At 69.5% G+C, this 20,397-nt stretch carries 24 protein-coding genes; 12 read left to right on the forward strand and 12 right to left on the reverse strand.

Going from position 1 to position 20,397, the window contains the following annotated elements:
* Positions 1-293: 293 nt before the first annotated feature.
* The 3 genes from ACIBM5_RS46250 to ACIBM5_RS46260 all read right to left on the reverse strand — a co-directional run bounded on the left by ACIBM5_RS46250 (position 294) and on the right by ACIBM5_RS46260 (position 1,878).
* Positions 294-551, reverse strand: a complete 258-nt coding sequence (locus ACIBM5_RS46250) for a hypothetical protein (protein WP_396012714.1) — start codon at positions 549-551, stop codon at positions 294-296.
* Positions 552-820: 269 nt separating this feature from the next.
* Positions 821-1,234 carry a Dabb family protein gene (locus ACIBM5_RS46255; RefSeq protein WP_396012715.1) on the reverse strand — a complete coding sequence of 138 codons (414 nt, stop codon included), beginning with the start codon at positions 1,232-1,234 and terminating at the stop codon, positions 821-823.
* Positions 1,231-1,878 carry a TetR/AcrR family transcriptional regulator gene (locus tag ACIBM5_RS46260; protein WP_396012716.1) on the reverse strand — a complete coding sequence of 216 codons (648 nt, stop codon included), beginning with the start codon at positions 1,876-1,878 and terminating at the stop codon, positions 1,231-1,233. Before ACIBM5_RS46260 ends, ACIBM5_RS46255 begins: the two co-directional genes overlap by 4 nt.
* Positions 1,879-2,031: 153 nt before the next feature.
* On the opposite strand from ACIBM5_RS46260, the gene ACIBM5_RS46265 reads away from it, so the two are divergent.
* Both ACIBM5_RS46265 and ACIBM5_RS46270 read left to right on the forward strand, forming a co-directional pair.
* On the forward strand, positions 2,032-2,349 hold the full coding sequence (locus ACIBM5_RS46265; protein WP_396012717.1) for a hypothetical protein: 318 nt from the start codon (positions 2,032-2,034) through the stop codon (positions 2,347-2,349).
* A complete protein-coding gene (locus ACIBM5_RS46270) occupies positions 2,346-2,597 on the forward strand; it encodes a hypothetical protein (RefSeq protein WP_396012718.1) in 252 nt (83 codons plus the stop codon). Before ACIBM5_RS46265 ends, ACIBM5_RS46270 begins: the two co-directional genes overlap by 4 nt.
* 210 nt (positions 2,598-2,807) lie before the next feature.
* Here ACIBM5_RS46270 and ACIBM5_RS46275 read toward each other — a convergent pair whose 3' ends face one another.
* From ACIBM5_RS46275 to ACIBM5_RS46295, 5 genes are all read right to left on the reverse strand, one after another.
* Positions 2,808-3,050, reverse strand: a complete 243-nt coding sequence (locus ACIBM5_RS46275) for a DUF2625 family protein (protein WP_396012736.1) — start codon at positions 3,048-3,050, stop codon at positions 2,808-2,810.
* Positions 3,051-3,084: 34 nt separating this feature from the next.
* Positions 3,085-3,705 (reverse strand): class I SAM-dependent methyltransferase, encoded by a 621-nt coding sequence (locus tag ACIBM5_RS46280; protein WP_396012719.1) that lies wholly within the window; start codon positions 3,703-3,705, stop codon positions 3,085-3,087.
* A 139-nt stretch (positions 3,706-3,844) separates the two neighbouring features.
* Positions 3,845-4,042, reverse strand: coding sequence for a hypothetical protein (locus tag ACIBM5_RS46285; RefSeq protein WP_396012720.1), 198 nt, complete (start codon positions 4,040-4,042; stop codon positions 3,845-3,847).
* Positions 4,027-4,353 carry a hypothetical protein gene (locus tag ACIBM5_RS46290; protein WP_396012721.1) on the reverse strand — a complete coding sequence of 109 codons (327 nt, stop codon included), beginning with the start codon at positions 4,351-4,353 and terminating at the stop codon, positions 4,027-4,029. The genes ACIBM5_RS46285 and ACIBM5_RS46290 overlap by 16 nt, the downstream gene beginning before the upstream one ends.
* Entirely contained in the window at positions 4,350-4,694 is a 345-nt protein-coding gene (locus tag ACIBM5_RS46295) for a hypothetical protein (protein WP_396012722.1), read from the reverse strand. The genes ACIBM5_RS46290 and ACIBM5_RS46295 overlap by 4 nt, the downstream gene beginning before the upstream one ends.
* 244 nt (positions 4,695-4,938) lie before the next feature.
* On the opposite strand from ACIBM5_RS46295, the gene ACIBM5_RS46300 reads away from it, so the two are divergent.
* On the forward strand, positions 4,939-6,435 hold the full coding sequence (locus tag ACIBM5_RS46300) for a hypothetical protein (RefSeq protein ID WP_396012723.1): 1,497 nt from the start codon (positions 4,939-4,941) through the stop codon (positions 6,433-6,435).
* A 773-nt stretch (positions 6,436-7,208) separates the two neighbouring features.
* Here ACIBM5_RS46300 and ACIBM5_RS46305 read toward each other — a convergent pair.
* Complete coding sequence (locus ACIBM5_RS46305; RefSeq protein ID WP_396012724.1) at positions 7,209-7,805, reverse strand: dihydrofolate reductase family protein; 597 nt, start codon at positions 7,803-7,805, stop codon at positions 7,209-7,211.
* Between the two features lie 374 nt (positions 7,806-8,179).
* On the opposite strand from ACIBM5_RS46305, the gene ACIBM5_RS46310 reads away from it, so the two are divergent.
* From ACIBM5_RS46310 to ACIBM5_RS46325, 4 genes are all read left to right on the forward strand, one after another.
* Positions 8,180-8,509 carry a YciI family protein gene (locus ACIBM5_RS46310; RefSeq protein ID WP_396012725.1) on the forward strand — a complete coding sequence of 110 codons (330 nt, stop codon included), beginning with the start codon at positions 8,180-8,182 and terminating at the stop codon, positions 8,507-8,509.
* Positions 8,506-10,548: a DUF6596 domain-containing protein gene (locus ACIBM5_RS46315; protein ID WP_396012726.1), complete on the forward strand. Its 2,043-nt coding sequence runs from the start codon at positions 8,506-8,508 to the stop codon at positions 10,546-10,548. The genes ACIBM5_RS46310 and ACIBM5_RS46315 overlap by 4 nt, the downstream gene beginning before the upstream one ends.
* Before the next feature lie 266 nt (positions 10,549-10,814).
* Positions 10,815-11,630, forward strand: coding sequence for a hypothetical protein (locus tag ACIBM5_RS46320; protein ID WP_396012727.1), 816 nt, complete (start codon positions 10,815-10,817; stop codon positions 11,628-11,630).
* A 411-nt stretch (positions 11,631-12,041) separates the two neighbouring features.
* On the forward strand, positions 12,042-12,878 hold the full coding sequence (locus tag ACIBM5_RS46325; RefSeq protein ID WP_396012728.1) for an SDR family NAD(P)-dependent oxidoreductase: 837 nt from the start codon (positions 12,042-12,044) through the stop codon (positions 12,876-12,878).
* A 263-nt stretch (positions 12,879-13,141) separates the two neighbouring features.
* Here ACIBM5_RS46325 and ACIBM5_RS46330 read toward each other — a convergent pair whose 3' ends face one another.
* Positions 13,142-13,498, reverse strand: coding sequence for a CAP domain-containing protein (locus ACIBM5_RS46330; protein WP_391589609.1), 357 nt, complete (start codon positions 13,496-13,498; stop codon positions 13,142-13,144).
* A 1,499-nt stretch (positions 13,499-14,997) separates the two neighbouring features.
* Between ACIBM5_RS46330 and ACIBM5_RS46335 the strand changes: the two genes are divergently transcribed.
* The 3 genes from ACIBM5_RS46335 (at position 14,998) to ACIBM5_RS46345 (ending at position 16,102) form a co-directional block, all read left to right on the forward strand.
* Positions 14,998-15,396: a PRC-barrel domain-containing protein gene (locus ACIBM5_RS46335; RefSeq protein ID WP_396012729.1), complete on the forward strand. Its 399-nt coding sequence runs from the start codon at positions 14,998-15,000 to the stop codon at positions 15,394-15,396.
* Between the two features lie 84 nt (positions 15,397-15,480).
* Entirely contained in the window at positions 15,481-15,633 is a 153-nt protein-coding gene (locus ACIBM5_RS46340; RefSeq protein ID WP_396012730.1) for a hypothetical protein, read from the forward strand.
* Positions 15,634-15,703: 70 nt separating this feature from the next.
* Entirely contained in the window at positions 15,704-16,102 is a 399-nt protein-coding gene (locus ACIBM5_RS46345; RefSeq protein ID WP_396012731.1) for an STAS domain-containing protein, read from the forward strand.
* A 102-nt stretch (positions 16,103-16,204) separates the two neighbouring features.
* On the opposite strand, the gene ACIBM5_RS46350 is transcribed toward ACIBM5_RS46345, so the two are convergent.
* Positions 16,205-17,245 carry an epoxide hydrolase family protein gene (locus tag ACIBM5_RS46350; RefSeq protein ID WP_396012732.1) on the reverse strand — a complete coding sequence of 347 codons (1,041 nt, stop codon included), beginning with the start codon at positions 17,243-17,245 and terminating at the stop codon, positions 16,205-16,207.
* 37 nt (positions 17,246-17,282) lie between these two features.
* Here ACIBM5_RS46350 and ACIBM5_RS46355 point away from each other — a divergent pair, with 37 nt between their 5' ends.
* A complete protein-coding gene (locus tag ACIBM5_RS46355; protein ID WP_396012733.1) occupies positions 17,283-17,843 on the forward strand; it encodes a TetR/AcrR family transcriptional regulator in 561 nt (186 codons plus the stop codon).
* Positions 17,844-18,007: 164 nt separating this feature from the next.
* Here the strand turns inward: ACIBM5_RS46355 and ACIBM5_RS46360 are convergent, their stop codons facing one another.
* On the reverse strand, positions 18,008-19,255 hold the full coding sequence (locus ACIBM5_RS46360; protein WP_396012734.1) for an ROK family protein: 1,248 nt from the start codon (positions 19,253-19,255) through the stop codon (positions 18,008-18,010).
* A gap of 171 nt (positions 19,256-19,426) precedes the next feature.
* Here ACIBM5_RS46360 and ACIBM5_RS46365 point away from each other — a divergent pair, with 171 nt between their 5' ends.
* A complete protein-coding gene (locus ACIBM5_RS46365; RefSeq protein ID WP_396012735.1) occupies positions 19,427-19,990 on the forward strand; it encodes an ATP-binding protein in 564 nt (187 codons plus the stop codon).
* Positions 19,991-20,397 lie beyond the last annotated feature (407 nt).

Consider the following 20,397-nt stretch of genomic DNA (forward strand, 5'->3'; position numbering starts at 1 on the left):
ATCAGACACGGCCTCCGCCACATCCAACGACGCCCTCATCTCATCGAGGGATGTCTCGCCGAAACCAAACTTGTCATCCGACCCAGGAAGTGAAACCCAACCAAGCGACATCACGACGAAAACGTCAGTAAGCCGGATCCGTGGGGACGTCACAGGGACGCCCCCTGCACGGTTACTGCCGAATACCACAACGCTCTGTGGCAACTACCCGCCCAGCCCCTGTCTCCGACGGCGTAACCCCGGCGGTTTCAATCCGGCAGAGGATTGCCCTGGAGGTTCGCTTCCCCACACGGTCAGGGGCCCTCGGTCAGGGGACCTAGCGGTGTACGGAACACCAGGACCTCGTTGTCCCGGGAGACGGCGACGTCGCCTTCGCTCAGCAGGAGCGCACGACCGATGACGGCTCGGCTGTCGTCCATGGCGAACAGTTCGTGTCCGGCGAGGTCTGTGTCCACGGCGAGTAGCTTGCCGTCGCGCCAGAACACCGTGGTTCTCTCGCGGTCCATCGCGGGATAGGACGTGTGGTAGCCCGTCAGCGTCGGCCCGTCCACGAGACTGTTGTCCGGTGCCGGACGCCGCAAGCGTGATCTCGAAGGTAGGCGATTCTCGAGCTCGGGGCCGCCGGCAATACCGTTCTCGTCGACGAGCAACGCTCCGTGGCCGGCCCAGCGCGGTTTCGGCGCCGTCGCGGCCACGGAGCGGACGGTCGTGGACGCGCCGTAGCCCTGGGATCCGATCAGGAACTGGCCGGGACCCGCTATCGCCCGCCCGGGTCGACGGCGACCGGCCGGTCGCCGAACGCGCGGCGTTCGGTGGTTGGTTACGGGTTGGGGGTCGGTGCGGCGCTGCCGCTGTAGGACGGCAGGTCGGCCACGAGCTTGGTGAGGGCCGGGTTGCCCGCGTAGCGGCGTTCGTGGAGTTCGGCGATCTTGCGGGCGATGTCGGGGTCGTCGCTGTCGGTGGTGTCGTAGGAGATGAAGGTTTCGAGGAGCGGCAGGCCGATCCGGTCGGTGTGGGCGTGGGAGGGCGCCATCAGGTACTCCCAGTACCCGTCGAGGTCTTCGAGAACGAATACGGCGCCGTACTCGAAGTCGCCGCCGACGTCCCTGCCGACGACGTACCGCACGACCGCGTCGATCGACTCGCCCTGGTTGCGCAGGCTCGCCAGGGCCTCCTCGCGCTGCTCGGCGGTGACGGTCTCCTTGAAGGCGAAACGGTTGTGGTGGTAGATCATTTCTCTCTCCTGACGTTCGGACGGTGGGCGTGCGGGTGGTGCGCGGTGGGGGCGGCGGGCGGGGCGGACCAGTAGCCGACCAGTGCGGATACCGCCTGTTCGGCCAGGTGCAGGGCGCGGTCGAATCCGACGTCCTCGATCGACCCGATGCCGGCGAGACCGTGCAGCGTGCCCCACAGCAGATCGCAGGCATCGTCGAGGTCGATCGGCCCGGATGCGGAGTCGGCCGCCCACGCGTGGACGACCCGGCGGGTGAAGGCGAGCACTTCGGCGGCGGCCGCACGGCGGGTGGCGGCGTCGACGCCCGTGCCGGCACCGCCCGACACGAGTTGGTAGGGGCCGGGCTGCGAGCGGGCGAACTCCAGGTACGCGGCGGCGGCCAGATGCGGCCCGCGTGACGCCGGTTCGTCGACCACGGCGGACCGCATCCGCTCCAGCAGGTCGGCATTGGCCCGCTCCAGCAGCGTCCGCAGCACGGCCTCCTTGCTCGCGAAGTGCTGGTAGATCACCGGCGCGCTGTAGCCGATCTCGGCGGCGATCCGCCGGATCGTCACGGCCCGCCAGCCTTCGGCCTCCGCCATTCGGCCGGCGACGTCCAGGATCTCGGCGAACGTCCGCCGACGAACCTCTTCCCGTCTTCCCATCCGAACTCCTAACGACGTTAGATAATCTAACATCGTTAGCATCTCTCCGAACCCCGGTTCTGTCAAAGGTGGTTGAGAGGCATCGAACGACAACGGCACTCGAGGACCCGCTCGCAGGCGTCCCCGTGTTCGTCCGAGCCAATGTGGATGCGGATGACGATCACCGAAATCACCGACGGCGTTCCGTCCTCGTCCCTGTCCCGCACGTCGATCGTCGTCGACATGCTCGACTCCTTGGACCTCGAACCCGGCCACCGCGTCCCGGAGTTGGGCACCGGCATCGGCGGGAACGCCGGCCTGATCGCCCACCGCGTCGGTTCCACCGGTCACGTCACCAGCGTCGAAACCGACCTCACCCGCGCCACCACCGCAGCCGCGACCCTGGCTCGCGTCCGTCGGAGCGCGCGTGGAGGTCCGGGGCGGCGACGGCGCCCTCGGCTGCGCCCCGGCGGCCCCCCTTCGACTGGTTGATCGTCACCTACGCGTTCGAACGCGTTCCTCGGGCCTGGATCGAACAGACCAGGCCCGGCGGCGACATGGTCTTCCCCTGGACCCGCCTGGGCTACTTCGCCCTCACCATCGGCAAGGACGGCCGCTCGGCGAGGGGATGGCTCCACGGCCTCGCCCGATTCATGCACGCCTGTGGCGCGACCAGGACTCCCACCCACCCCGGGGTCCACGCGGACCGCGACCCACCCGCGGTGTCCCGTCTTGGTTGATCTCGCCAGTAGCCGAGGCTGCGACCAGCGGTGATGCAAGGTCGAGTGAGACGGATCTTCGACGTAGTCTCGGTCGGCGTCGCCACTCGGCACCGTTTTCCGCGGGGTTGCCTCCGTCGATGTTGCCGGTCAGCGGTCGAAGATGGCTGACCGGTGGCGGGCCTGGCCGCTGGTGCAGTCGCGGAAACCCGGTTCCGAGCCGAGGCGGCCTCACACGTCGCCGAGGAATCCGGGATCGGTTGACCCCGTTCGACTGACGGATTCGGCTGCAGCCCCGAGGACCTCGCGCATGGGCACCGCCCGTCGACTCGTGGCCGCGAGATCCGCATGGGCCTCCTGGGACCACAGGAAAGGGAAGACGCTGATCCCCTGCGAGAGGGCCAGGCTGCCGGCCTCCTGCCGCCAACCGGGCGGGCGCAGCCCGTCGTAGAACGTCTCCAGGCCGCCCGTCAGGTGAGACGGCCGTGCGAGCGACCGAGAAGGGGCGTCAGCGGCGTCGGGCCCAGAAGAGAGCGTGACCGCCCTCGCCTTCGGGCACGAATTCCTCCTGCTCGACCGTCAGCCCGGCTTGAATGATCCAGGTTCGGTTCGTGGCCGCGTCCGCGTGACTCCACCACATAGCAGTCCCGCCGCCCAGCCAGTCCTCATCGACACCGGTCCAGGCCCGATGGCCGGTGGTGCCCAGGAACCAACCGCCAGGTCGCAGCCATCCGGAGACCTTCCGCAGCAGGGGAAGCTGTTCGTCAACCGGGATGTGGATCAGTGCGTAGAAGGCGACGACCGCGTCGAAGGAGGCCGGCGCGAAGTCCACGGCCGTGGCGTCGGCGCGGATGAACTCGGCCTGCGGCACGAACTCCTGAGCCCTGCGGATCTGCACCTCACTGATGTCGACACCGGTGACACGGTGACCTGCGGTCGCCAACGCGCGGGCGACGGGGACCCCGCTTCCGCACCCGAGATCCAGCACCGTGCCGCCGGCCGGGATACGACCAGAGAGTTCGCTGATCCACGGCTGGTACTTCGTCTCGGCGCCGTACGCCTGGTCGTAGCGGAGGGAGAGTGCGTCGTACCCACGCCGGACCAGCTCTTTGGGATCCTCAATGTCCACGCCAGTGAACGTTAGCCGCCCACGAGGAGAGGCCGCGAACGGTTTCTTCCGCATCCGAGCACGGCAACGAGTGTCCCGTCTCATTAGATCTTGCCGAGGCGGGCCCGTTGACCTGCGGGGTGACAGGTTGACCCGCGACTCACTGGTGGAGTGACAAGGCGTCGCGGAAGACCCGAAGGTGGCGTTGATGGCGTGTCTCGTTGATCACGGCGGGGGTGATGCCGCTTGAGCAGGGCTTTGTCAGGATGGCGAGACGCTTGACGCCCGGTTTCGCACTGAAGATGGCAGCTTCCTGATCAGAGCCCGCAGCAGTGGGCGTGCTCAGGAAGGATGCCACCGCTGACGATCCTGAAGCTGCCGACGGGCGGTCGACCAAACGATCTCGAACTCACCGGCCGACAACCATTGCGGGTCATGCCCCTCCCACTCGGAGATGGGTAGTTCCGCAGTCAGACCGTAGACACTCTCGTAGTCAGCCGGCTGACCGGCACTTCGGGCCTCTTGCCACTCGGCAAGCGACGCGGCGGCCAGAGCCTTGCTGCCGGGCTCCTGCAACTCGACCTGCCGGATCACGTGCCCATCGGTGTCCAGCTCGAAGTAGAAGCAGACGGCCTTCCCGTCCCAGAAGCAGCGAAGCCGGCGCGTCATTGCTCCACCGTGTCGAAGGGCTCGTCGTGCCAGCGCCGGCCGGCGGTGCCGTCGTCGTGGATGTGCAGCATGAACTCGGCGACGGGATTTCCGTCGGGAAACGTCATGGTGAGCGCACTGCGGATCCGGAGGTAGCACTCGTCGATCTGCTCCCAGGCCTCTTCGTCGATGGCCCGCTCCTGCTCCGCGAACAGCGGACGGAACTCTTCAAAGCCGGGAGGTGTCTCGACGTCGGCGTGCATCCAGGGCCAATCGGCGCCGGTCACCGCCAGCCGGGCAACCTCATGGTCGCCGCGGTGGAGTCGCCAGACACTGCCGGTGGCCAGATTCGGGTTGCTCATGTCCCCATGATGGCGATCACCGCTGACATCGACGGAGAAGTCCTTCGAGAACCACAGAGGTGGGCTGGTTGGCGGATCTCCCGGCAGGGGCTGCGCTCCTGTCCGCTTGGCTGTCGACGTACCGAATCAACGCCTTTTGTCCCGCGGGGAGTTGGTTCGCTGTCAGAATTGTCGGGTGCCGTCGCCCGCCGCGACGTTGTCTCGTCGTGGCGTCGAGCGCGGCGGGGGATTGGGGGGTGCGGCTATGACCGAGCACACGATCGGCGGGGCAGGCGATGCTCCGCCCGAGCGGCCCGCGAACGAGGCCGAACTGAAGCCCGCACTGCATGCGGTGCTGCGGGGCCAGGCGAACAGCGCGATGCAGAAGTGGAAGGACAACGCCAACCAGCAGGTCGACGCACAGCTCGCGCACATCGTCGACCCGACGCGCCGGGCGCTGTGGAAGGCCCAGATGGTCGCACTCATCGACCACTTGGCGAAGGAGATGTTCGAGGACCTGAAGGTCCTCTTCGACGATTCCGTAAAGGATGCCCTCGCGGAACTGTCGTCGGTTCGGCACGACGACATCATGTGTGCCGACGTCACCGGTGCACGGCTCAGGACCGCCACCAAGGATCGGCTCGGAGCGTTCACCTCGTCCACCAAGCTGATGAACTCCCTTCTGGCCGCGCTGCCGAGCGCGGATGCCAAGTTGACGGCGTTCGCCCAGCGCTCGACCACCGTCGAACCTCACCGTACGACCGCACTGGCCTCGTATACCGCGGCGTTCGACGAACTCGCCGCGACCGTTGCCGAGGCGGACGCCGCCGTGCTCTGCATCGGTTCGTTCCAGCTCACCACGATTCTCGAACCGCTCACCGTTCCGCTGGTCAAGCACCGCAGCGTCGCCGTGCCCCTGCTCCAGGTCACCCCGGTCCGACTCGGAGAGCAGATCGACGTGCAACTCGGCACGTCCCACACGCTTTCCGAGGACCAGCAGAAGCAGCAGATCACCAACCTGTGCACCGCGCCGATCAGCGCCGTCGTCACGGCGAACCTGAATCTGTGCGGCAGCGTGAGCCTGGTACGCCCCGAGGTCGTCGACCGGTTCACGTGCCTGTCCGGGATGGGCACGCCCGCGCTGAAGACATGCACGTCGATGGTCGCGTTCTACGGCAAGCCGTGGCTGATGTGCATCGGGGGCCTGGAGCCGGAGGAGATCGCGCAGGTCCTCGTGCACTGCCAGAACAGTACGATCCTCGCCGCGCTCAAGAAGCGAATGCCGGCGAAGTCGACCACGCTCGAACTGTCCAAGGCGGTCAACGTGCTCGCGTGGCGCGGCGTCGAGTGGGATTTCGTGTGTGCCACGATCCACAAGCTCGGCTACGTGGAGATCCAGTGTCCCGGCGGAGTCACCGCGCTGACCTGGATCCCCATCCACGAGTCGTGGGTTCCGCGGGCCTTCTGCACGGCGAGCATGGAGACCGACCTCGCCTGTCTGAAACACATGAAGGAGGAGACCGGGAAGGCGCCCTCGGGCGTCAAGCTCACGACGTACTTCGCCGAACTGGTGGCCGCCTGCGTCGAGGCCTGCGCGCAGTGGCGCCACGCGGGGCGCCCCGCGGACTTCAAGGTGGTGGTGCAGCCGGAGCACGGAGTGGCCGTCTGGACCATCCGCGTTCGCAACCTGTACGGGAAGCCCCAGGTCTTCCACGTCGACAGCGGGTATGCGAAGTCTCCGTGGGTGAAGCACCCGAATTGACCGATCCCCGAAGGCCGGTGCGAACGCGCCATACGGTCAGGCGCACCGGCCTTCGACCGGTGGCTCCCGCCCTGGACCGGAGGGCCCTGGCCGGTGCTCGCGTCCAGGCGGGCCACGCCGATCGCGCGGCGCGTCCGCCCCGCGCCGCCGCGGCGGCCCGTCGCCGGGTGAAGGCGCGGAACATTGGCCGAACACGTCGGGGATCTCGTGGTGGCCGATCCGAGCAACGACATGGCCGGGTGACCGGAGCGGTCGTGGCATGCGGGCGGAGGGACGGGCGGTGCGCATCGGGCGGCGCGCCCGGACATCACCGGGCAACCTATCTTTTGGCGGCTGTGAATGATCGATTTCGGTCACCGACCCGGTAGCGTGCGGCGCGGACGTCCCGATCGAGGAAGATGCGATCGGGACGCCCACCTTCCCTCGCCGACACACCGTCGTCCGCGCCGGATTACCCGTCCCCTCGTGCGATCGGCGGATGGGCGAGACTGGTCGGCCCGTGGGGCGGGAATCGCCCGCGCCCCGATCGGCGTCGACTCACCGCGATGCCGATCGACGCCCGTGGTGACGCCGATCGGCGGCGCGGACGGATCACCCGACCGAGGTTGATCGCCGCGTGGGTCGAACTGGTTGTCGGATGTCGGAAGTCCTCTGGCGGATCTCCTCTGGCGGAACTCCTCTGTCGGAACTCCTCCGGCGCGGCGTGGCCGTACCGTGCAGGCGCGGCCGGGTGCGTTCCCGGCCGCGCCGTGGGACCCGGTCCCGGGTGCGAACTACGCCGCGGTCACCGGTCGATAGGTGCACACGTGTACGCCCGTGGCGGCGACCGTGGTCGAGACCAGTTCGAGCGTGCGCAGTGTGCCGTCGACCGGATACATCGTCTTTCCGCCACCGACCAGCACCGGCATGATCATGAGCCGCAGTTCGTCGACCAGCCCTTCGGCCAGGAGGGTGCGGGCGAGCGAGAGGCTGCCCATCACCACCAGGTCCCGACCCTCGGTTCCGCGCAGCTTGCGGATCCGGTCGAGTGCCTGGTCGCCGGGTATGCGGGTGGTGTTGTTCCAGGTGAGATCGTCGTCGTCCAGGGTGCCGGAGACGACGTACTTGGCGACCGAGTTCATGTGGTCGGCGAAGGGGTCGCCGGCCCGTTCGGGCCATGCCGCGGCCATGCCCTGCCACGTGCGGCGTCCGAACAGCAGCGCGTCGGTGTCGGCGGCCCACTCGGCGAGGGCGCCGCCCATCACCTGCGGATCGAAGAACGGGTGTGTCCAGCCACCGTGGGCGAACCCGCCCTCGGTGTCCTCGTCCGGATGGCCCGGGGCCTGCATGACGCCGTCCAAGCTGACGAATTGACCAATCACAATGCGCATCGAACCGTCTCGTTTCCTCGTTGTTCGTGGGTCATGGAGGCGTCGAGCCGTCCACGACTCTTCGGTCCCGGCCAACTTTTTGCAGGCACCGCAGGGGGTGACCTTCGACCGCAGGGGGTGATTCGCCCACCTCGTTGCGCGACGACCCGTGCGTTCCCACGACGCGCACCGCACGGGGCGGATGTCCCCGGTGGATGCACTCACGGGCGGCTCCTTCGCGAGGCGGGCGAGCCTCGGATTTCTTCCCCGGGGCTCGCACCGTCGTCGATCCGCCGATGCGACAGGGAATAATGCGATTCCCTGTCACATGGCCGACGCGACGTGTCGGTGCGCCCCGGCGATCCGGCCGGGCGAGACCAAACCGGAGGAACCCCATGCGCTACCTGATGACGTCCAAGGCCTCGGAGAACGCGAAGGTCCCCGACGAGAAGCTGTTCGCCGAGATGGGTGCCTTCATCGAGGAGCTCAGCGCCGCGGGCGTGCTGTTGGCCACCGGCGGCCTCGAGCCGAGCGGCGTCCGGCTGGTTTCCGAGGGCGGCGACATCACCGTCACCGACGGCCCGTTCGCCGAGTCCAAGGAGGCGGTCGTCGGCTTCGCCCTGGTCGAGGTCCGGTCCAAGGAGGAGGCGGTCGAACTCGGCCGCCGGTTCCGCAGGATCGTCGGTGACGGCGAGAGCGTGATCCAGCAGGTCTTCGGTCCGTGACGGACGTTCACCGCACGGTCGACGCTATCTGGAAGATGGAGTCGGCCCGGATCGTGGCCGCCCTCACCCGCATGGTGCGCGACGTCGGGGTGGCCGAGGAACTGGCGCAGGACGCGCTGGTCGCGGCGCTGGAGCAGTGGCCGCAGTCGGGGGTCCCGGACAATCCCGGTGCCTGGCTCACCACCGTCGCCAAGCGCCGCGCCGTCGACCACATCCGCCGCGACCGGCGGTCGGCGGAACACGGCCGGGCGCTCGCGCACGACCTGGCCGAGCGGCGGCGGACGGACGACGCTGTCGGCGGCCCCGAGTACGACCTCGGGGCCGCCGAACCGGCGTCCGGGCAGGACGACGTGCTGCGGCTGATGTTCGTCTCCTGCCACCCCGTCCTGCCGACCGAGGCACGCGTCGCCCTGACCCTGCGGCTGCTCGGTGGACTCACCGCATCCGAGATCGCCCGCGCGTTCCTCACCGTCGAGCCGCTGATCGCCCGCCGCATCGCGACGGCCAAGCGCACGCTCGCCGAGGAGCGGGTGCCCTTCGAACTCCCGGACGGCGCCGAGCTGGCCGAACGCCTGTCCTCGGTCCTGGAGGTCGTCTACCTGATCTTCAACGAGGGCTACTCGGCGACCGTGGGCGAGGACCTGATGCGGCCCGGCCTGTGCCTGGAGGCGCTGCGGTTGGGGCGCCTGCTCGCCGAGTCGGTGCCGGACGAGGCGGAAGTGCACGGCCTGGTGGCGCTGATGGAGATCCAGGCGTCCCGTACGGCGGCGCGCACCGGCCCCGCCGGCGAACCGGTTCCGTTGCACGCGCAAAACCGCGGACGCTGGGACGCGTTGCTCGTCCGCCGCGGCTTCGCGGCGATGTTGCGGGCCCGCACGGTCGGTATGCCGGGTCGGCCGGGGCCCTACGTGTTGCAGGCCGCGATCGCCGTCTGTCACGCCCAGGCGCGTACCGCCGAGGAAACCGACTGGGTGCGGATCGCCGGACTGTACGCCGCCCTGGCCCGACTCCTGCCCACCGCCGTGGTGCGGCTCAACCAGGCGGTCGCGGTGGGGATGGCGCACGGCCCCGCGGCCGGCCTCGCCCTCGTCGAAACGCTCACCTCGGACCCCGCACTCCGCGACTACCACCTGCTCCCCGGGGTGCGCGGCGACCTGCTGCTGCGCCTGGGGCGCGGCGAGGAGGCACGCCGCGAGTTCGAGCGGGCGGCGCTGCTGACCAAAAACGCCGCCGAACGCGCCTTTCTGACGCGTCGTGCCGAGGCGATCCCGATCGGGGACGCGTCCACGCGGACGTTCGGCGAGGCCATCGACGCGTTTCTGGCCCAGGACCGACTCGCGCCGGCGACGGCCCGCTCCTACGGACAGACGTTGTGGCGGCTGCGGTTGTCTCTGGGCGTGGGCTTGCCGCTCGCGTCGCTGACGGCCGATCAGATCGCCGGCGCCTTCCGCGTGTCGTGGGACGGCGTGGCGGCGGCCACCTGGAACCGGCACCGTTCCGCCGTACGGGCGTTCGGGGCGTGGGCGGATACCCCGGGTCTCGACGCGGCCGTTCCCCAGCGGACGCCCGAACACCGCCCCGCGCCCATGCCGGTCCCGCCCGGAACGGCGTGGCCGGGAGATGCGGAAGCCCCGTTGCGGGAGCGCACGTTGTGGATGCTGCTGCGCGAGTCCGGCGCCACCGTCGCGGCCGTGCTGGCCCTGAACGTCCAAGACCTCGACTTGGCGGAGCGACGAGCCCGCCGTGCGGACCGGCAGGCGGACCGGCGGTCGGATCGGCGTCGCACGTGGATCACCTGGCGGTCGGGGACGGCCGCGCTCCTGCCCGAACTCCTGGACGGCCGCACCCGCGGCCCGGTGTTCCTCGCCGACCGACGCCCGGGTCCGGCGCGGGCGGGCATCCTGGGCGCGGAAGACGTCTGCCCGCAGACCGGGCGGGGACGACTGTCCTACGAGCGCGCCGAGTTCCTGTGCAAGTCGGCGACCGGACACTCGCTGCGCCGATTGCGGGACTGGGGCGAGGACGCGGACGAATCCTGAGCGGGGCGGGCGCCGCCGCCCACCCGTGGCCGCTGTGCGGCCGGCCGCAAGCCCCGGCATGGTGCCTCGGGGGCAGCGGCTCGGCAGGCGGCGGCCCTCCTCGGTGCCCCCGCCCCCGCCCCTCGCAAGGTTCGTCGCCCGGAGGAGGCGCGGTTGCGAGATGCGTTCCCCGAGCTGCGTCGAAACACTTTTGCCGTCGCGTCGCGTGATATGGAAGCCTTCGGGACGCCACTCGCATCGACTGGTGTACGGGGGAGGGTTCGTTGGTGCACGTCGTGTTGTATCTGCTTGCCGCGGCCCTCACCGGCGGGGTCCTCGTGGCCGGAAGAGCGTTTCTGTCGCGATACCGCACCGATCCGATGCGCGGGACGGACGCCTTCGACATCATCGGACGGGTCCGCGCGGCGCTGTCCACGGCGCTCCTGCTCTATTTGGTGATCCGCTATGGATGGGCGCCGGACGGCGTCGACGCGGCCTTCAACCTCCTGGTCGCGAAGGCCATGGCCGGCGCGGTCGTGGCCGGTGTGGTGGTGCTCGGAGTCGGGTTCGTCCTGGCCCTGTTGTCCGGCCCGCCGCGAGGACCCGCACTGCGGCGGTTCGTGATGGGCGACGACCGCGCTGCGGGACCGCTTTCGTACACCCTGGTCACCCTGATCGTCTCGGCGGTGACGTTCGGATTCGTCTGGTACAGCATCGAATCGGCACATCGCACCGGGGGATCCCATGTCTTGTTTCATCTGATTTCCTCGTTGGTTCTGGTGGCAGGTGTCGTGGCCGCGCTGTCCGTCCTCGCGATGATTTTCACCGCCGCGGTGGGCGACCTGTTCGGGGCTCGGGTCGCGCACCCCTATCTGGCGCCACTGGCCGCACCCGCCTTCGTCTACGGCACCTCTTCGTACGGCAATGTGTTGGTCGAGTGGATCTCGGGTGGGGTCGCCGACGACCTAGCAAACGTGCCGGACCCGCTCCGGGACAAGATGCAACTGGGCCTGTGGGTCCTCACGCTGGCGCTCTCGGCCGTCGAAATCGGGCACGCGCGCCGCGTCGGTGCGCGCCTGCGGAGCGGCCCCGCTGCGGTGTGACGTCCCGTTGGGCACGCCTGGCCGTCTCCGCGGGTTCGTGGTGTGGCGTCGTATCCGGATTCGGCCCTGGTGCCGAGCGTCGTCCCGACTCGGACGCCGGATGGCCATCCGGTGGATCGCCCCTCGGGAATCTCGGCTTCGGGAACGGTTCGGGGGCGCCCGCGTCGGGGCATGGTCTCCGCCGTGTCGGATGTGGCGTTCGCCGCGGCCGCCGGAAGTGCCGAAGGCTTCCACAGGGTGCCGGATTCGACGGGGCCGGGAGACTGGAAGAGAGGGCGATCCGCCAGGCCGAATCGGGTCGGACACCCGAACCTCGATCCGGGGGCCTCGCACGTCGAGGTCCCGGGTTCCCGGGCGGCGGACGCGCGGGCGAGGGCGGTCGGTGCGGGTTGCCCGGACGGGAAGAGCGGAATGCGGGAACGTGTGGGCCGCGTCGGTGTGGTCACCGGGGCGGCCGGAGGGATCGGCTACGGCATCGCTCAGGCACTCGCGGGGGAGGGGATGCGGGTGGTCCTCGCCGACCGGGACGCGGAACGGCTCGAGGCGGCAGCCGCGACGCTGGCAGCGGACGGCGCCGAGGTGTTGGCGGTGCCCACCGACGTGCGGGACGCGGCGGCCGTCCAAGCCCTCGCGGATGCCGCGCTGACCGGGTTCGGACGGGTCGACGTCGCCTGCAACAACGCCGGGGTGTGGACGCTGAACCGGCAGTGGGAGACCGAACTCGTCGACTGGCAGTGGGTCGTGGACGTCAACCTGTGGGGAGTCGTGCACGGCGTACGGACGTTCGTTCCGCTGATGCTCGCGCAACCGGAAGGCGGGCACATCGTGAACACCGCGTCGATGGGCGGCCTGATCGGCGGCGCGATGACCGGACCCTACAGCGCCACGAAGCACGCCATCGTCGGCCTGACCAAGGGACTTCGCGCGGAACTGGCGGGAACCGCGGTCGGGGTGTCGCTGCTGTGTCCGGGCAAGGTGCGGTCCGAGATGCTCGACCGGGTCAATGCCCGCCCCGCCGCGGACGCCGGTGACGGCCGGCCGCCTCCGGCGGCGCGGGACGTGATCGACGCGATGCGCAGGTCACAGGCGGGGGCGATGAGCGCCCGGGAGGCCGGCGAACAGGTCGCCGCGGCGATCCGCGAGGACAGGTTCTGGGTGCTGCCGGGCGCCGATGCCCACGTGCCCTTGCTGCAAGCGGAGTTCGACGAACTGCTCGGCGCGTTCGGACCGACGCCGGCGGACGGGTGAGGCCCCGGCCTCGGCACGTACGAATCGCAGGCGGATGGCGAGCGCGTCGACGATGGGGTGCGGCAAGTCGTGGGGGATGGGATCCGGGTCGAACCGGGCTGCCGATTCGACGGTGCCGAGTCTTCCGTTGGCCTCGCGGGGAGCGGCGTGCCTGGTGGGGATGATCGGCGCCGGGAGGTGTGGCGTGCCGTGGGCGATCCGCGCCCGCCGGCCGGCGCTGTGGGTGTCGGGGACCGGCCGGCGGGGTCGGCGGGCCGGTGGTGTCAGCGGGCCGTGCCGAAGTTCTGCGTCCAGTAGGAGTTCGGGCCCGCGAGGCCGACGCCGATCTCCTTGAAGGAGCAGTTGAGGATGTTCTGCCTGTGTCCGGGGCTGTTCATCCAGCCGGTCATGACCTGTTGGGGCGTGCTGTAGCCCTGGGCGATGTTCTCGCCGTAGGTCGTCCAGGTGTAGCCGGCGCGGGTGATGCGCTCGCCCGGGTCGGAGCCGTCGGAGCCGGTGTGCGACATGTTGGCGTGGGCCGCCATGTCCTGGCTGTGTTGCAGGGCGGCGGCCGTCAGTTTCGTGTTGACGGTGAGTGCCGGGCATCCTGCCTTGGCGCGCTCCTGATTGACGAGGGTCACCACCTCGGCGGCGGGGCTCGAGGGCGGAACGGCCGGGGTGGTCGCTGGTTGCGTGCCGGCGGGGGTGGTCGGTTTCGTCGGCGTGGGGGGCTTGCTTGCTTCGGTGGTCGGCTTTGTCGGGGTGGGGGGCTCGCTTGCTTCGGTGGTCGGTTTCGTCGGCGTGGGGGGCTCGCTTGCTTGCGTGGTCGGCTTGCCGACCGGGTTGGTCGGTCGGGTCGCGGCAGGTTGTGTCGGTGTTGCTGTCGTTGCGGTGGGGGGCTTGGTCGTCCCGGTGGGTTTCCACTTGTGCGGAGTGTGAGTGGTCCTCGCGGTCGGCTGGATTTCCCCGGTCGGATCGGCCGCACTGTCCGTCCAGCCGGGGACCGGTATGCCGGGGAGGGGCAGACTGGAGGAGGGGTGCGTGCTCCGGTCGCCGACGTTCCTCGTCGCGCCCGCGACGTTCTTCGTCGCGCCCGGGCCCTGGGGGGCCAGGCAAGCCATGGCGGCGGTGGGTATGCCGATGATGCCCAGGGTGGCGGCGGCGATGGCCACCTTCTTCTTGTGTTGCGTCCTACGGTGACGGGGCTTCCGCATGCGTGACCTCACTTGGTTTCGGCGTAGCGTCCTGTTGCCAGCGCCGTCGGACGCCGGCGGGCCGCCATTGTTGGAAGTCCGGGAATGGGCTCGCAAGTGTCGGTGGCCGCCTGCGGGGCGGAGCCGGAGGGCCGACTTGACTCGGGGCGGACAGTCATGCCGGCGGTGTGGTCACCACGTGGTGCGAAATCGGTGATCGGCGATCGGAAACGCCAATGGCCATCGGAAATGACGCATGGGATCCCGTACGTCGGGATGCTCAATTCGGCTGCGAAGCGGATTGATTGCCCCAGTCGGACAAAGCGCGACAAGTAGGCGAAGCCCGGAGGGCGTGACGCTCCCACGGTCTCGCGCGTGCTCGTGACGCATGTCACTGTTTCAGCAGCGGTCGGAGTGTGTCGTGGGCATCGCGCGCCGCACTCCGGAGGGGGCGTGACCCGTCCGAATGGCTCGACCATTCGGGTCGTCGTGTGGCGCGGTGTCGGTCACCGACCGGCACCTGCATGCGGTCCGGCAACCCTGGTGACCTGCACGTTCGACTACACGGGCGCGGCGGGTTCCTGCACCGTCCCCGCGTGGGTGACCCAGGTGGGCTCCGACGCCACGGGCGTCTCCGGCAGCAACGGCAGCAACGGTGGCAACGGCAGCAACGGTGGCAACAACCCTGCTTCCGGCGGCAGTGGCGACGGCAACACGATGCTCCGGTGTGGCGGTGGCGGTGGCGGTGGCGGTGACCCGAACGCCGCCACGCTTCCGTTCCCGGGCGAGGGCGACCAAGCGCCCGAATACCGTCGTCTCCTCGGATCGCGGGTGTGGGTCAGGAACGGTGGGGCAGGCGTGCGCAGAACCATTGCACGGACGAGTCCGGGTGGCGGGCGGCGGTTCGCCGTCTGCCGCGGGGCCGTCGATACCCGAGGAGGGTTTCTGTGAGTACCGCCGACAATGTGTGGGGTCACCGACCCGAGTCCGGCCACACCGCCGGCACGAGCCTGGTCGGCTACAAGGTCGATGCCACCGACGGCCACATCGGCAAGGTCGACAAGCACAACGACGACGTCGACGCGTCCTATCTCGTGGTGGACACGGGCGTGTGGATCTTCGGCAAGCACGTCCTGCTGCCCGCGGGCACGATCTCGCGCATCGACACCGAGAACAAGGTCGTGCACGTCTCGCGGACCAAGGAAGAGATCAAGAACTCGCCCGAGTTCGACAAGGACAAGCACCTCGACGACCACGAGCATCGCACCCGTATCGGCGACTATTACGGCAATACGGCGCCGGGCACCCCGGGCAGCCCGGGCACCGGCCCCGCCGGCACGCTGTAACCGGCGAACGGATCCGACTTCGATGCCGGCCCGGGAGTCCGTCCGTCGCAGGCGGCGTCCATCCCCGACGGAGTCGAGATCTCGGTGGGCGATCACGCCCCCGATCTCCTCGTCCTCCAGCGCCCCGCGAACGGTTACGGCGGCCACGGCCTGCGTCTGCTCGACATGCTCACCACGTGGTGGACCGTCGAACAGCACGCGGCGGGCGAATGCGTCCGCGCCCGCCTTCGACGCTGAAGCGTGCGACACAACCAAAGCAACCGAGTACAACGCTGTGGACATCCCCGACCGGCAAGGCGGCGATCCGATGGGCGTGCCTGAACCCGACCTCGTTCTGACCGTGCACACCCCACGTCCGGGCGTTGCGGTCGTCGACGTTCGCGGTCACCTCGACCACCACACCGCGTCCCGACTGCGCGGGCGCGGTTTCGAGTTGATCGACCAGGGATTCCACCATGTGGTTCTGAACCTGGCCCACCTGCGGTTCTCCGACTCCACCGGCCTGGCCGTCCTGGTCGCCCTCCTCCAACGCACCCGCACGCACCAGGGCACCGTCGTCGTCGCGGCCCCACCCGAGCGACTGCGCAAGATGCTGCGCGTGACCGGCCTGTCCCTCGTCGTCGCCGAACACCACGACGTCGACCACGCCCTGGCCGCGATCGAATCCGATGGGACCGTCGGCCTCGGGGCGCGCCACAACGTCTAGAACAGGCGTCCAGGCTTTGGCGGCTTCCCGTCGTCTTCCCGTCGTCTCTTCCCGTAGTTTTGCTGGCGTCGTTGCGGTGGTGGAGCGTCCGCAAGCTCCGTTTCAGCCGCCCAGCCCGACCGCACGGCGTACGTCGTCGGCGTAGGCCTCCGGCTGTTCCCAGGCCGCGAAGTGGCCGCCGGCACCGTGTTCCACATAGTCGCAAACGTTCAGGAACGCCTCGGCGTAGCTTCGCGGTTCCGGTTTGATGTCGCGTGGGAACACGGAGAGCACGGTCGGCGTGTCGATCCGGTCGGGGAGGGCGACCGGTTCGACATAGGTGGTGAACGAGGTGCCGATCGTGCCGGTGACCCAGTAGGCGGTGACCCAGGTGAGGAGTTCGTCCGGGGTGAAGGCCGACTCGTCGGACCAGGTCTCCAGTTTCTCGACGATCCATGCCGCGAGGCCGGCGGGGGAGTCGCCGAGGGCGACGGCGAGCGTGTTCGGCCGCGTCGACTGCTCCGCGATGTACCCGCCCTCGGTCCGGAACCACTGCGCCGCCCGGCCGAGGTAGGCCGCCGCGTCCGGCGCGAGCTTCGCCGGGTCCGCGGTGAGCGCACGTTGCGGGGCGATGTTCGTGAGGTGCAGGGCAGCGACCCGGTCCGGGTGTTCGGCCGCGAGGAGTTCCGCGACGGTGCCTCCCACGTCGCCACCGGACACCGTGTACCGCGAGTAACCGAGTTCATCCAGAGCACCCGCAACGATCCCGGCGATCCGATTTGCCGATATGCCGGGCAGGGTGAGCGGGGCCGCGAACGGGAAGCCCGGCAGCGCGGGAACCACCACGTGCATGTCCGCGAGCAAAGGCAGGACGCGCTCGAATCGCAACACCGAGTCCGGCCAGCCGTGCAGCAGCACGACCACCGGGGCGCCGGGATTCGCGGACCGCTGGTGGATCACCCGCAGGTCGGTGTCGCCCGCCCGCACCGTCACCCACGGGAATTCGTCGATGCGGCGCTCGTGCACGTCCCAGTCGTATCCGTCCGCCCAGCGTTCGAGCAGTTCGTCGAGGCGGGTGCCGGTGATGCCCCGTCCCCCGTCGTCACTCCACGGGGTCGTGACACGCCGCGTCCGCCGGAGTCGTTCCCGCATCTCGTCGTCCATGTGTATCAGCGTACACATGATGTGTATGCTCGTACACATGACCTTGCGCAATGCGGCCGCCACCAGGCAGCGGATTCTGGAGCACGCACGACACCAGTTCGCCCAGCACGGTTACGCGGCGATCACGGTCAAGGGCGTGGCCGACGCGGCCGGCGTGTCCCCCAACCTCATCACGCGCTACTTCGGCGGCAAGGACGGCCTATTCCTGGCCGCAACCCAGGTGGAGATCCCCGTCTCCGACTCCTTCGACGGCGACCGTTCCAGGCTGGGTTCGCGCCTCGCGGCAAGCATCGTCCAGCGCTGGTTCGAAGCGCCCGGGAAGGATCCGCTGCTCGTGCTGCAACGCGCGTCCGGCGAACGCCCGGAGGCGGCGGAGGCGCTGGCCACCTTCCTCGACAGCAACTCCCTGGAACCGCTGCACCGTTACCTGCGCGACAGCGGCCTCGACGACGCGGAGGCCCGCAGCCGAGCCGCAGCGATCGACGCCTTCGTGCTCGGCGTCTCGACCCGCCGCCGACTCCTGCGCTCCGAACTCGGCGACCCCGCCGACCTCCAGGCCTGGCTGAGCACCACCATCCAACGCCTCGCCGACGGGTAGTGCCCGACGATCCAGGCGTGCGCCCGCGGGGCATCTCCGCGCGAACGGCCGAAGGGGACCTGCGGGCGAGAATGCAACACCCACCGACCTGGACCGCCTGGTCGCGACGCGCTGACCCGCGAAGTTCCGCGCTTCCACTGTCGGCGCACATTCCAGCCTCAGCCTCAGCGGGTGAGCGCTCGTGCGGTGGGCCGGGCAGGGAACCGGCCGGCGTGTGCGGTGAGGTCGTTGAGGAAGCCTTCGAGGGCGAAGGTGGCTGTTCCGAGGCACACCGGGTTGTCCGGCAGTTCGGACAGGCTCAGGGTCACCGCTCCGAACGGCTGGTCGAGTGCGTAGTGCGCCGCGGCGTCGCGGGTGGCGGTCAGCAGCGGTTCGCCGAGCCGGTCGGCGACCCAGTCGCCGAGCACGATCCTGGTCGGGTTGAGCATGTTGATCAGGGTGGCGACCGCCGCGCCCAGATAGCGGCCGGTTTCCTCGATCACTCGCTCGGCGACGGGGTCGTGTCGGCGGGCTGCGTCGGCGATGGCCTCGATGGCGGTGATCTGGTCGTCGATGGTGAGGATCGGGTGGTCCGGGTCCGTTTCGCGCAGGGTCTGCAGGATGCCGGAGGCGCCGACGTATGCCTCGACGCATCCGCGGTTGCCGCATCGGCAGGTCCGTCCGTCCATCACGAGGATGATGTGGCCCCATTCGCCGGCGCTGTTGGTGGTGCCGCGGTAGAGCGATCCGTCGATGGCCACGCCGACACCGACGCCGGTGCGCAGGGTGACGACGGCCAGGTCGTCCACGTCGCGTCCGGCGCCGAACCACAGTTCGGCAACCGTGCTGGCCTTGAGCGGGTTGTCCACGTGAAGCGGGAAGTCGAGCCGTTCGGCCAGGAGGGCCTTCATGGGTACGTCGCGCCAGTGTCCGTAGACGGCGAGGACGGAGACGCCACCCTCGCGTTCGACCAGTCCGGGCAGGCTGACTCCGATGCCCAGTACCCGGTCGGGATCCACGTCCGGGGTGGCGAGGAGGTCCTCGACGCCCAGGGTGATGTGTTCCACCACGTCGCTCGGGGAGCTGCCCTGCGGGTCCATTCGTCGCTCGACGGTGCGCAGCGCGTTCATCGCGAGGTCGTAGAGCTCGAGGTGGACGAAGTCCTCGGAGACGTCGACGCCGACCAGCAGGCCCCGCTCCGCGTTGATCGCGAGGCGCGCCCGGGGGCGTCCGCCGCCGGAGTCCTCCCGTCCGACCTCGACGAGCACGCCGACGTCGAGGAGTTCGCCGGTCAGGTTGGCGACTGTGGCGGTGGACAGCCCGGTCGCGGTTGCGATCTGCTGCCGGCTCACGTGCTCGCCCGCCGCGTACGTGCTCTGCAGCACCTCGAACCGGTTCTGCCGGCGGATGTCCCGTGCCGTTCGCTTGAGCATGAAACTCCTGAGCGTCTGGTCGTTCTCCTTATTCTAAGTCCCGGAAGATACTATTTACACCTATTGGACCAAGGGGTAGTTTGGATCACGGGTAGAGCCCGAAACCCCCCGGCACGGCACGGCACGACCGCCCGGCCACCGGCCGAGCTGCACGATCTGGAGGCACCCGAGATGTGCCCATACCGAAACGCCGGCGTCGTCGACGCCCCGCAGCGTCGCGTCGAGGTCGCGCCCGGCGGATCGCAGGCGAGCGTCCGGGGTCGAGTCCGCCGCCCCGCGCTGTCGCTCGACCAACGGCACGCCGTGATCGCCCTGCCCGCCCAGGTCGTCCGGGTCGTCGATGCCCGGCGCTTCACGGGCGCGGTGCTCGCCCGCTGGGGCCTGGTCGGCGACGAGCGGGACTCCGCGGTTCTGATCGTCGGCGAGCTGGCCGCGAACGCGGCGCAGTACGGCCGGAGCGTCATGACGGTCCGCCTGGTCCTGGACGCCGGTGCGCCGAACGACGCCGGTGTGCTGAACATCGTGGTGGACGACCACGGGGACCACGGCACCCGGCGTCGGCCGCGGGTCTGCGACCCCGACGAGCACGGCCGGGGCCTGGACATCGTCGCAAGCCTCGCTGGCAGGGTGGACGTCGAAGACTGCGGCGCCGGCCGCACCGTCCAGGCGATGCTGCCGATCGCCGTCCCCGCCTCTCGATACTCGCGCAACAACGTTCCGGCGATGGCAGGCTGACACTGCCCGGGCACCCCTCCCCCGGCGCGTCACCCGGCGCGCCGCGCGTGACCGAGCCCCCGTGCGGCCGGCGTGCAATGGATGGCGAGCCGGCCCGACAGGGGGCGGCGGTCGCTCGACCCGGTCCGGGAGCGGTGGCGGATCCGAGGCGCCGGATCCAAGGCAATCGACGAGTTGCGGTTCGATGGCCGGCGCCGCTGACGAGGATCCGCGGACTCGGCCGTCCGCACACATTCGGATGTTGCCTAACATTGCCTAAAGTGTTCACAAAAGTAACTGTTGCGAACATTTGCGCATGGAGAGCGCAGTGAGACCCTCACCAACGGTCCTGTTTTCCCGAAGGCATGAAGGCGGTACTGCGATGAAGCGGCACCAGATGGCATTGGCGGCGACAGGACTGTCGGCCG

Source organism: Embleya sp. NPDC050493 (assembly GCF_044458105.1).
GTDB lineage: Bacteria > Actinomycetota > Actinomycetes > Streptomycetales > Streptomycetaceae > Embleya.